The following is an 11,416-nucleotide window of genomic DNA, read 5'->3' on the forward strand; positions in this document are numbered from 1 at the left end:
AGGCGTGCCTGATACCGGTCCTACCGTAGTTGGAGCGACTTGATCTGCAGATACTCCTCGAACCCGAACCGTCCCAGTTCGCGCCCGATTCCGGATTTCTTGTAGCCGCCGAACGGTGCCGCGGGGTTGTACTTGCCGCCGTTGATGTCGAGTTGGCCGGTCTGGACCTGGCGGGCGAAGGCGATCGCGGTGTCGTCGTCGGCGGCCCACACCGCACCGGACAGGCCGTAGGGCGTGCCGTTGGTGATGGCCAGCGCCTCGTCGGTGTCCCGGAACGGGATCACGGCCAGCACCGGCCCGAACACCTCTTCCTGGCCCAGCTCGGAAGCCGGGTCGACATCGGCGAACACCGTAGGGGCGACGTAGTAGCCCACGTCGCGGAGCTTCTGCCCGCCACCGGCCACCAGCCTCGCCCCCTCGTGCGGCGCCCGCTCGATGAACCCGAGCACGCTCTGGTACTGGGCGTGGGAGGCCGACGGGCCGATGCGGGTTTCCGGATCCCACGGGTCGCCCACCGAATACCTGGCCACTGCCGCCTGCACCAGATCCAGTGCCTCGCTGTAGCGGGACAGCGGCACCAGCATCCGGGTCCAGGCCATGCAGGTCTGACCGCCGTTGAGGAAGGCGTTTCCGACGCCGACTTTGATGGCGGTGGCCAGGTCCGCGCCGTCGAGGATCACGTTGGCCGACTTGCCGCCGAGCTCGAGGGCGACCTTCTTGACGGACTGCCCGGCCAGTTCGCCGACGCGGCTGCCGACGCCGGTTGAGCCGGTGAAGGACACGAAGTCGACATCGGGATGCGCGGCCATGCGCTCACCGATCACTCGGCCGGGCCCGGACACCAGGTTGACTACACCGGGCGGCAGGCCGGCGGACTCGAGGGCATCGACGAATTCGAACACCGACAGCGGTGCGTCGTTGCTGGGTTTGAGCACGACGGTGCACCCGGCTGCGATGGCCGGCAGGACTTTGGCGACCACCTGGTACAGCGGGTAATTCCACGGCGTGATGGCGGCGACCACGCCGTACGGTTCACGCAGCACCAGCGAATTGCCGATCCGCTCCTCGAACTCGAACGTGGCGAGCGCATCGGCGAACCCGTGTGCGACGGCAAGAGGGACCTGGGTCTGCACGCTTTGCGCGATGCGGATCGGAGCGCCCATCTCTTGGGTGATGGTCTCGGCGATGTCCGGCAGCCGTTTCTCCATCGCGGTGATAACCGCGTCCAGCCGTGCGCGGCGTTCGTCGACGGTGATCAGCGGGTCGAACGCGTGGCGTGCCGCGGCGACGGCGGCATCGACGTCGGCTTCGGTACCGCTGGGCACCGAACCGCACACCTGCTCCGTCGCGGGATCGATCACCTCGATGGTGGCGGTTCCGGCGGGCTCGACCCACCGGCCGTCGATGAACAGCTGGCTGCGGGCGTAGTCGTGGTTGCTCATGGTCGCCTTCCGGTCGAGAGGATTCACGGCACGATGCTGGCCCGGACGTCACGTTTGCCGTCCGCGGCCGCAAAGGCCTCGTTGATGTCATCGAGTGGGTAGCAGGCGGCCGTGAGCAGCTCGAAGGGCAGCTTGTGCTGGTGGTCCGCCAGGAAGTCCAGGGCCCGGGACAGGACGGCCGGATCGTAGAGCGAGACGCCGATCATGGTCTTGTTACCGAACACGAACCGCGACGGGTCGAACTCGAAGGTCTTGCCGATGTTGATGTTGCCGATCTCCACGTAGCGGCCGAACTGACCGAGCAGCTTGAGCCCCTCATCGATTGCGGAAGGATGGCCGACCACCTCGACCACCACATCGGCGCCTTGGCCGTCGGTGAGCGTTCGGACGATCTTGGCCCGCTCCTTGTCGGTGGCGGCCTCGGTGATGTCGATGACGGCGTCGGCGCCGAACGCTTCGGCCAACTTGAGACGTTCCGGGATTCCGTCGATGGCGATGACTCTGGCAGCACCGCGCGCCTTGGCCACCGCGACGGCGTACAGGCCGAGAGCGCCCGCGCCCTGGACCACGACGTATTCGCCGAGTTGCTGGTCGACCCGCTCGAGGCCGTACATCACCTGCGACAGAGCGCAATTAGCTCCGGCGGCGATCTCGTCCGGCACCGAGTCCGGCACGGTGTAGACGACCGCACCAGCCGGTAGGAGGAAGTAGTCGCCGTAGCCGCCGACAAAGTACGGCGGCTCATCGGCACGGCCGAGCATCGCCATCTTCAGGTTGAGGCAGGCGTTGCGGCGTCCGGCCAGGCAGTTGCGGCAGGTATGGCAGCAGAAGAAGTAGGGGAACACCACCCGGGAACCCACGGCCAGCGGTTTGCCGTTGGCGTCGGCGGCTACGCCTGCGCCGAGCTCTGCGACCGAGCCCACCATCTCGTGGCCCAGCACGGTGGGGAGCTGCCCGCCGAGGCCACGGGTGGCGAACGTTCCATGCCAGGCGTGCACATCTGAACCACAGATGTTGGCGCGCGTCACCCGGATCAGGATCTCGCCTGCGCCGACCTCCGGGACCGGGACGGTATCGATCTGGAACGGCCTGCCCGGCTCGTCGAAACGGGCGATACGGCCCTGGCGCGGTCGAGTACTCACAATCGGATTCCTCTCGGTCGAAACCGGATTCGATGCGGCGCGGTTGTCGCCGGTACGTCCGACGGCGGGGCTTGTGGGGCGCGCAGCGACGTCCTCGCGGCACCGTATTCGGCCACCGAGCCGGGTGGCTTCGGCGTTCCCGCCCAGCGGTCAACCTGCTACGTCACCGCTTGCTGCTCGAGGCTGAACCGGTCCCGCAACTCGCGTTTGAGCAGTTTGCCGCTCGGATTCTTGGGCAACGACTCGACGAAGAACACCCGTTTGGGTGTCTTGAACCCGGCCAGATGCGCCCGGCAGTGGGTGAGGACATCACCTTCGGTGATCTCGATGCCGCCGCGGACCACCACTGCGGCAACGACTGCCTCCACCCATACCGGGTGGGGCAGGCCGAACACCGCGGCTTCCTCGATGCCGGCGTGCCGGTAGAGCACTTCTTCGACCTCGCGGCTGGCGACGTTCTCGCCGCCGGTTTTGATCATGTCCTTTTTGCGATCCACCACGTGCAGCAGGCCGTGGGTGTCGTAGTAGCCCAGATCGCCGGAATGAAACCAGCCGCCCCGGAAGGCTTCCGCCGTCTTGGCCTCATCGTCGAGGTACCCGAGCATCAGATGTGGGCTGCGGTGGGCGATCTCACCCACCACGCCGGCGCCGACCGGGGTGCCGTCCTCGTCGAGAATCACGGTCTCCACGTTGATCACCGGCCGTCCCGCCGCACCGGGGTGAGCGTCCTGTTCGTCCGGTCCGAGGGCCGAGGCGAGCGGCGCCATCTCGGTCTGGCCGTAGAAGTTCCACAACCGCAGACCGGGCAGCCGATCGCGGATTTCGGCCAGGATCTCAACCGGCATGGCCGATGCGCCGTAGTAGCCCTTGCGCAGTGTGGACAGATCCACCTGGTCGAACAACGGTGAGCGCAGCAGCGAAATCCACACCGTGGGCGGCGCGAAATAACTCGTGACACCGTACTTTTCAATGGCGCGCAGCACAGCCTCGGGTTCGGGACGCGGGAGGATGATGCTGGTGGCGCCGAGGTAGATATCGGTGATGAGGAAGTTGTCGAGTTGCGCGCAGTGATAGAGCGGCAAGGAGTGGATCTCGATATCGGTGCTCTCCATCGACCCGGCGATGATCGAGCTGATGTAGTTGCCCATCAGGCTTCGGGTGGAATGCATCGCGCCCTTCGGCCGCGACTCGGTCCCGCTGGTGTACATCAGCCGGATCAGTTGATCGTCGGCGACATACGGCTGCGGAGCCTTTGAGGTGGTCTGCAGCCACTGCGCGAAGTCACTCCAACCCGAGGGCAGGGTCTGGCCGGGCGGGACCAAGGCCGCGGTGGTACGAACAGACCGACTGCCTTGCATCGCGGTCTGGGCCGTAGCAGCAAGATCGGCCTCGACGATGAATCCGCTGACCCCGCTGTGCTCGAGGATGAACGCGATCTCCTCGGCGGTCAGCATGAAGTTGATCGGAACGAGCACCACCGCGGCCCGGGCGGTGGCGAAGGCCAGAACCGCGTACTGCCAGCAGTTGCGCGCCAGTACCGCGACACGGTCGCCGGGACCGAATCCACGGTCCTGCAACGCAGCTGCGGCGCGGTCGACAAGCCGCTCGAACTCGGCGAAGGTCAGCGACACCTCGCCGTCGATGAGCGCGATCTTGTCCGGGTGCTTGCGGGCCGGGCGCCGCGGGATGTCGCCGAGCGCGTGGCTACGGGCCGCTGCGAGCACGGCATCCAGCTCCTTCATGCCCCGGACTGTAGGCCCAACGGTCAATCCACACTCAAACAGCGTCCCGCTGAGTAGACACGAGCCGGGCGCTTGGCCGCCGCCGGTCGGATACTCGTCGTCACGACCAAGGAGGTTCGATGACGACCGACGTGCCGGTGACGGCCGACCGCACGGGCCTGGATCCCGAGGAGCTGCGGGCCAATCTGCGTCAGGCCGACGCCGGCGTCCTGGTCGCTGTACTGGCGCAGCTGACCGGCGACCCTGCCGTCGTCGATCGGTTCGCGGACAAGATCTTCTTCGAGCCCGACCCGCCGGAGCAGGTTGGCCTCACCGATCCAGAAACCCGTGAACGGCTGGTGGACGCGGTGGCGGCCGCGCTCGGCGCACCGCGTCCACAGGCAGCGCCGCCGGTCGACGATCCCGGTCTGTTCGCCCGCATCGCCCCGCTTGCGCTCGGCACCCCGGTGGCCGAAGAGTACATCGGCCTGCTGCTCGAGCAGGGCGGGTTTCAGCCGTCACAGCCGGTGTTGCCGCGGACCGCCTCCCTGCCGAGCGGGTTCAAGGTGGTCATCATCGGCGCCGGTATCGCCGGGATGGCAGCGGCGCTGGAATGTTCCGCCGCCGGCATCGACTACGAGATCATCGACCGCAACGATGAGGTGGGTGGCACCTGGTACACCACCGTGTATCCGGGCATCGGTGTCGACACCCCGTCCGCCTATTACTCGCTGTCGCGCGACATCAACGGCGACTGGTCGAGTTATTACCCGCAAGGCGCCGAGTATCAGAAGTATCTGGAGTCGGTGGCCGACAAGAACAATCTGCGCGACCACACCCGGTTCTGCACCGAGGTCGAAGCCCTGTGGTGGGACGAAGACCGCCTGCAGTGGCAGATCCACGCCGTGGATGCCAACGGCACCCGCGATCTCAGCTACGCCAACGTCGTCATCCCGGCTGCCGGCTACCTCAATCGCCCCCGGAGGCCGGACTTTCCCGGGCAGGACACCTTCGCCGGGGTGAGCATCCACTCCGCTGAGTGGGATCGCGCCCTCGACCTGCGCGGCAAGAAGGTGGCGATCATCGGGGCCGGCTGTACCGCGGTCCAGATCGTGGACGCGTGTGTGGGCGACGTCGAGCATTTGACGGTGTTCCAGCGCCAGCCGCACTGGGTGGCGCCGCGCAAACGTTTGACCGACGATGTGCCCGAGCACCGCCGCTGGCTCAACACCCACATCCCGTTCTACGCCAATTGGAACCGGCTCAAGTCGTTCTGGGGCACCGCGGACAACAACTATCCGGTCATTGTGCGAGACCCGGAATGGGCTGCCGAGCACCTGTCGATCTCGCCGACCAACGACGTGCTGCTGCAGATGTGCCTGGATTACATCGACCGGGTGTTCGGGGCGGACTCTGAGCTGGCGAAGAAGGTCACCCCCGACTTCGCGCCGTACGGCAAGCGGATCATCCGAGACCCCGGCGGCTATTACGCGGCGCTGACCGAGCCCCACGTCGATGTCGAAGCCAGCGAACCCGCGCGGGTCAACGAGCATGGCATCGTCACGCAGGACGGTCGGCAGATCGACCTGGACGTCATCGTCTACGCCACCGGTTACTACCTGGATTTCTTGTCCACCGTGGATATCCGGGGCCGCGACGGACTCAAGCTCAGCGAGGTCTGGGGGGACAGCCCGAGCGCATACCGGGGCGGCATGGTGCCCGGATTCCCCAACCTGTTCATCTCCTCGGCGCCCAACTACAGCCCGGGCCATGGCGCCGGGCACAACTTCGGCGTCGAGGTGATGGTGCACTACGTGATGGAATGCCTGCAATTGATGGCGCTGCGCGATGCGTCGACCATCGAAGTCACGCCGGAGGCGTTCGAAGGTTACGTCCGCCAGATCGACGACGCGATGGAGCAAACCGTGTGGTGCCACACCCCCACCGCACACACCTACTATCGCTCCGGCGGCCGTATCGTCACCGCGTTTCCGTTTCGGCTGATCGACGTGTGGCGCAGTCACCGGGCCCCGGTCGAAGAGGATCTCAATCTCCGGTGAGCGGATTACTCAGCGGCAGAACCGCATTGGTGACCGGCAGCAGCCGCGGTATCGGCCGGGCGATTGCGCAGCGGTTGGCTGCCGAGGGCGCGACCGTGGCCGTCACGGCGCGTTCGCACCGGCCGTCGCCGTCGGTGCGCGCCGGGCGGACGACGGCGCTGCCCGGCACCATCGCCGAGACCATCGGTTTGATCGAGGCCGCCGGCGGTTCGGCCTTCGGTATTGTCGCCGATCTAGAAGATGCCGGGCAGCGGGCCGAGCTGGTCGACCAGGTGGTCGAGCGCACCGGGCGGCTCGACATCCTGGTGAACAACGCCGGCTATGCCGATTACTCGATCCTCGAGAAGATGTCGATGGAAACCTTCGACCGCACCGTTGAACACTATGTACGTACACCTTTCGTGCTTATGCAGCAGGCGATTCCACACATGCGCCGACAAGGCGCGGGATGGATCGTGAACATCGGATCGGTCACCGGGCTGGCACCGGCACGGCCCTACCGTGAGTACAACAAGTCATCCGGGGACGTGGTCTACGCATCGATGAAGGCGGCGCTGCACCGACTCACCCTGGGAGTCGCGGCTGAACTGCTGGATTCCAACATCGCCGTGAACGTCGTGGGTCCCTCCAGCGCGGTACGCACACCCGGGGCCGACAGCCTGATACCCCAGGAGTTTCCGACCGAACCGGTGGAGTACCTCGCCGAGACCGTGCTGGCGATGTGTCACCTTCCGGCCGCCGAGCGCACCGGCCTGGTGGCCTTCAGCCTGCACTACCCGTGGTCACAGCAGCTGGCGGTGCACAGCCTCGACGGCACCGCCACGCTTCCACCACTCGAGCCGCCGAAGGCCGCCAATCCGAACATTCTGCCCGCCGGACTCTGACGGGCCGGGCGCTCTTCAGCGGGACGGATGCAAGACGGGGCGCTCCAACGTGCAGAAGCTGTGGCAGATCCGGTCACGAACGATCACGTCGGTGCTCTCGGGATCGAACCAGCGATCCACCACCGCAAAGTGGATCGGGTGCATCAGGTACGGGCCCATCAGTCCGTCGACGTCGGTGAACTCCTGCTCGAAGACGTGCGTCCACGCCGTGGCACCCACCGGTTCGAGCACCCGGCTGAGCTGCCATGCGCGAATCGTGGTGACGTAGCGCGCCATCGACGCCAGCTCTGCTTCGAAACGTGCCGCGGTGTCCGGCCCCGTGTCGGGGTGCACCCGCAGCAGCAGTGTTCGATACACGGTTCCCGGGCTGCCCCCGCAGGTGGCGTCTCCCTGGTAGGTCGCTCCGTTGATCCGGGTGATCGCCGGATCGGCCAGTGTTCGGCTGAATCGTGGCTCGGCGATCCGCCAGTGTTCCTCTTCGGCGAAGCGCAGGTGCACCAGCACGTCCCCGCCGTTACGCGATCCGGGTTCGGTCGGTTGGACCGTCCAGCGCAGAGCCGCACTGTCGGCTGCCGCCGCGCGGACGGCCGCAAGCACCCGCTCGTGATCCTGTGCCTCGACGTCCAGGAGCCGGGTGACGTTAAACATCGGTCCCCTCCATAGCGCACAGTGCGTCGACATCGCCGGCAGCCGCTGCGACCGAGCGGGTCCGCTCCACCACCAGGTCCTCGATCGACGACCACCATTGCCCCAAGGTGGGATCCGTCCGACCCCGCCAGGTCATCTGCCACCAGGCCAGCGGACTGGGCAGCGACCAGGTGATCGTGACCGTATTCGGCTGATCAGCAAACCAGATCGGCGGACTGACCAGAACGTCGCGCAGCGTCATGCCGCGCTCGGTCGCGCCGGGCGCGTATTCGGTGAGATAGCGGTCGACGAATCGGCGGGCCTGGCCCGGTTTGGTCAGTACCCGGTCGATGACGAACACCTCGGCCATGCCGGCCAGGCTAAGGTCCGGCCGGTGTCGTGCGCGGTTGCAGTCCCGGACATCGGGAGACCACCGTTGACGGACACATCTTCAGGGGGCGACTGTTGCCTCATGGCAGATCTCAACCCGAATCCGTTCGCTCCGGCCGAGCTGGGTCCGGTGCGACTGCGTAACCGGGTCATCAAGGCCGCGACGTCCGAGGGCCGTTCACCCGACGGGTTGGTGACAGACGACCTGATCGACTTTCACCTCCGGTTCGCCGAGGGCGGCGTCGGGATGACCACGGTGGCTTACTGCTGCGTGTCCCCACAAGGCGCGAGCGCACCCGGGCAGATCGTCATGGATTCGCGGGCCCTGCCGGGACTGCAGAAGCTGACCGCCGCGGTGCACGGCGCGGGTGCGGCCATTTCGGCGCAACTCGGCCACGCCGGTGTGGTGGCGCAGAAGAAGCTGACCGGCGTGACAGCGGTCGCGCCGAGCCGCTTTGTCAATCCCACCTCGCTCGCGTATTGCCGTGAGATCCGCCGTGATGAGATCCGGGTCGTCATAGATCAATTCGCGGCCGCGGCGCAGGTGGCCGTCGACTCCGGATTCGATGCGGTTGAGCTGCACTTCGGGCATCTGTACTTGCCGAGCTCCTTCTTGAGCCCATTGATCAACCGTCGCAAGGACGAGTACGGCGGAGACATCGACGGGCGATCGCGGTTGGTGCGGGAGATCGCAGAGCGAGTCCGCGATGTCGTGCAAGGGCAGATCGCGGTGATCGCGAAACTCGACATGGACGACGGTCTGCCGGGCAGCATCTGGATCGACGAGGCGCTGCGTACCGCCCAGCTGCTCGACACCGACGCGACCCTGGATGCCATCGAATTAACCCAGGGCTCGTCGGTCTTCAAACCCATGTACCTGTTCCGGGGTGACGTGCCGGTACGCGAGTTCGCCCGGGTGATGCCGCCGGCGATGCGCCCCGGGGTCCGCATCATGGGGAAATGGGCGATGGGTGCCTATCCGTACCAGGACCTCTACATGCTCTCGGCGGCGCGCCAGTTTGTTCCGGTGATGCGTAACACCAAGCTGATCCTGCTCGGCGGTATCACCAACCGGCAGCACCTGGAAACCGGTATGCGGGAAGGGTTCGACTTCATGGCCATGGGCCGGGCGCTGCTGCGCGAGCCGGATCTGGTCGCCAGGATGAGCGAAGACGCCGGGGTGCGCAGTCGCTGCACCCACTGCAACAAGTGCATGGTCACGGTCTTCGCGCGAACGCACTGCGTCCTCGACCCCGACCAGCGTTACGGAGACGCCACGCCCGTTTCCTCGACGGCGCAGACGGTCACTTTTTGACGGGCCGGGGCACGAGACCAGTGAGGTACGCACACGCCTGTTTACGTGCCCGCTCGCAGATGTCGAGGCTGGGCATCGTCATAAATCCGTGGACGGCACCCTCAAAGTAGCGCTGCACCGTGGGCACACCCGCACTCCGTAGCGCCTCGATGTAGGCGAGCCCCTCATCGCGCAACGGGTCATGACCGGCGATCACCGCGACCGTCGGTGGCAGTCCGGAGTGATCCGCGGCATGCAAGGGCGACGCATAAGGGTTGGTGCGGTCGGCAGCCTCGGGCACGTACTGATCCCAATACCACCGCAGCGCCGGCAGCGGGTTGTAGTAGCCACGGCCGAACTGGCGGTAGGACTGCGTATCGAAGTCGGCCGCGATAACCGGATACAACAGCAGCTGCGCGGCCAAACTCGGCCCCATCCGGTCCCGCGCCATCAAAGCAGTGACGGCGGCAAGGTTACCGCCGGCGCTGTCGCCGCCGACGAGCAGAAGGTCCGGGTCACCTCCGAGTTCGGCGATGTGGTCCGCCGCCCAGCTGGTGACAGCGTAGGTGTCCTCCGCGGCAGCAGGCCAGCGCCCCTCCTCTGACGCGCGCCGGTAGTGCACTGAGACGACAACGGCGGGAAGACGATTCGCGAAATCGCGGCACAGGCCGTCGTGACTGTCCAGATCACAGAACACCCAGCCGCCGCCGTGCGCGTAGACCAGGGTGGGGACCGGCGTCTCATCGGCCGAGCGGGGACGGTAGATGCGGACCTGCACCGGTCCATCGGGGCCGGCGATTGTGCGGTCGTGCACCTGGGCCACGGGTTCGGGGTTCGCTGCGGGTGTGAAACGGGCGCGGATGGCGGCCCGGGCTTCGTCGCCCGTCATGGTGTGGACCGGTGGGAATCCGGCGTCCAGCACCTCGATGATGGCCGCGATCTGCGGATCCAGAATCATGCGAGCTGCAGGCTCGCGTTGTGAACCGCTGGGCGCGCGGTCGGACCTCCGCGTAGCGGCCGCATCGGCTGCAGCGTCGGCGCAACGCGGATGGGTCCGCAGTCCACGGCCCGCCAGATGCCCATCGCGGCGATCCGCACCGGGGCGACCAGACGTTGGTCGAACATCATCCGGTTCATCGGACCACAGACGGAAATCGCTGCGACCGCTTCGCCCGGCTCGCCTATCGGTGCGGCAACGCAACCGAAGCCGGGCAGCGACTCCTCTCGGTCGAAGGCAATGCCGCGAGAGCGTACTTTCAGCAGTTCGTTACGCAGCTGAGCATGGGTGGAGATCGAGTACTTGGTCTGTCGCGGGAGCAGATCGCCGTCCAGCGCGTCCAACCCGTCCCCGTCGGCGAATGCCAACATCGCCTTGCCCAAGGCCGTACAGTGCGCCAACTGGCGACCGCCGACCCGGGAGGGCAGCGCCGCCGCCATCCGGTTACCGACCTTCTCCATGTACACGACATCGGGCCCGTCCAGGACGGCGAGGTGGACCACCAGGCCGGTCACCGCGTGCAGCTCGTGCAGCTTGGGGATGGCCGCTTTGTGCAAGCGATCCTGGTGCACGGCCAGCGAACCGAGTTCGACCAGCCGCATCCCCAGCTCGTAGTCGCGTCCACTGCGGCGTAGCCAGCGCAGCTGAACAAGGCGCTCGAGCATCCGGTGCGCAGACGAACGCGGCAGGCCGGTCCGTCGCACGATCTGGGCCAATGTCAGGCGCCCGGGCCCGTCGAACGCGTCGAGCACCAGGGAGACCCGGTCGATGACGGCGCTGGGGGTTTCGGTTGCGGCCTTCTTGGGAGCGGTTGCGGGCAACGTGGCGGCGGGGGCCATCGAGTTCTCCTCCGTATTAC

At 66.7% G+C, this 11,416-nt stretch carries 10 protein-coding genes; 3 read left to right on the forward strand and 7 right to left on the reverse strand.

Going from position 1 to position 11,416, the window contains the following annotated elements; genetic code table 11:
* Positions 1-20: 20 nt before the first annotated feature.
* The 3 genes from BST28_RS03140 to BST28_RS03150 form a co-directional block, all read right to left on the reverse strand.
* Positions 21-1,442 (reverse strand): aldehyde dehydrogenase family protein, encoded by a 1,422-nt coding sequence (locus BST28_RS03140; protein WP_083079858.1) that lies wholly within the window; start codon positions 1,440-1,442, stop codon positions 21-23.
* Positions 1,443-1,465: 23 nt separating this feature from the next.
* Positions 1,466-2,584, reverse strand: a complete 1,119-nt coding sequence (locus BST28_RS03145) for a zinc-binding dehydrogenase (protein WP_083079859.1) — start codon at positions 2,582-2,584, stop codon at positions 1,466-1,468.
* Positions 2,585-2,742: 158 nt separating this feature from the next.
* Positions 2,743-4,326, reverse strand: coding sequence for an acyl-CoA synthetase (locus BST28_RS03150; RefSeq protein WP_083079861.1), 1,584 nt, complete (start codon positions 4,324-4,326; stop codon positions 2,743-2,745).
* Between the two features lie 119 nt (positions 4,327-4,445).
* Between BST28_RS03150 and BST28_RS03155 the strand changes: the two genes are divergently transcribed.
* Positions 4,446-6,365, forward strand: a complete 1,920-nt coding sequence (locus BST28_RS03155) for an NAD(P)-binding domain-containing protein (RefSeq protein ID WP_083079863.1) — start codon at positions 4,446-4,448, stop codon at positions 6,363-6,365.
* Positions 6,362-7,249, forward strand: coding sequence for an SDR family NAD(P)-dependent oxidoreductase (locus tag BST28_RS03160; protein ID WP_083079865.1), 888 nt, complete (start codon positions 6,362-6,364; stop codon positions 7,247-7,249). The genes BST28_RS03155 and BST28_RS03160 overlap by 4 nt, the downstream gene beginning before the upstream one ends.
* 15 nt (positions 7,250-7,264) lie before the next feature.
* On the opposite strand, the gene BST28_RS24345 is transcribed toward BST28_RS03160, so the two are convergent.
* On the reverse strand, positions 7,265-7,897 hold the full coding sequence (locus BST28_RS24345; RefSeq protein WP_109560618.1) for a Dabb family protein: 633 nt from the start codon (positions 7,895-7,897) through the stop codon (positions 7,265-7,267).
* Positions 7,890-8,246 carry a hypothetical protein gene (locus tag BST28_RS24350; protein WP_109560619.1) on the reverse strand — a complete coding sequence of 119 codons (357 nt, stop codon included), beginning with the start codon at positions 8,244-8,246 and terminating at the stop codon, positions 7,890-7,892. Before BST28_RS24350 ends, BST28_RS24345 begins: the two co-directional genes overlap by 8 nt.
* A gap of 102 nt (positions 8,247-8,348) precedes the next feature.
* On the opposite strand from BST28_RS24350, the gene BST28_RS03170 reads away from it, so the two are divergent.
* Positions 8,349-9,581 carry an NADH:flavin oxidoreductase gene (locus BST28_RS03170; RefSeq protein WP_083079866.1) on the forward strand — a complete coding sequence of 411 codons (1,233 nt, stop codon included), beginning with the start codon at positions 8,349-8,351 and terminating at the stop codon, positions 9,579-9,581.
* Here the strand turns inward: BST28_RS03170 and lipP1 are convergent.
* The gene (gene lipP1, locus BST28_RS03175; protein WP_083079868.1) at positions 9,571-10,518 is read right to left on the reverse strand and encodes a LipP1 family hormone-sensitive lipase; all 948 of its coding nucleotides are present in this window, start codon (positions 10,516-10,518) and stop codon (positions 9,571-9,573) included. The genes BST28_RS03170 and lipP1 overlap by 11 nt on opposite strands.
* Positions 10,515-11,396 carry an IclR family transcriptional regulator gene (locus BST28_RS03180; protein WP_083079870.1) on the reverse strand — a complete coding sequence of 294 codons (882 nt, stop codon included), beginning with the start codon at positions 11,394-11,396 and terminating at the stop codon, positions 10,515-10,517. Before BST28_RS03180 ends, lipP1 begins: the two co-directional genes overlap by 4 nt.
* Positions 11,397-11,416: the final 20 nt, after the last annotated feature.

The sequence above is a fragment of the Mycolicibacter kumamotonensis genome, assembly GCF_002086285.1.
GTDB lineage: Bacteria > Actinomycetota > Actinomycetes > Mycobacteriales > Mycobacteriaceae > Mycobacterium > Mycobacterium kumamotonense.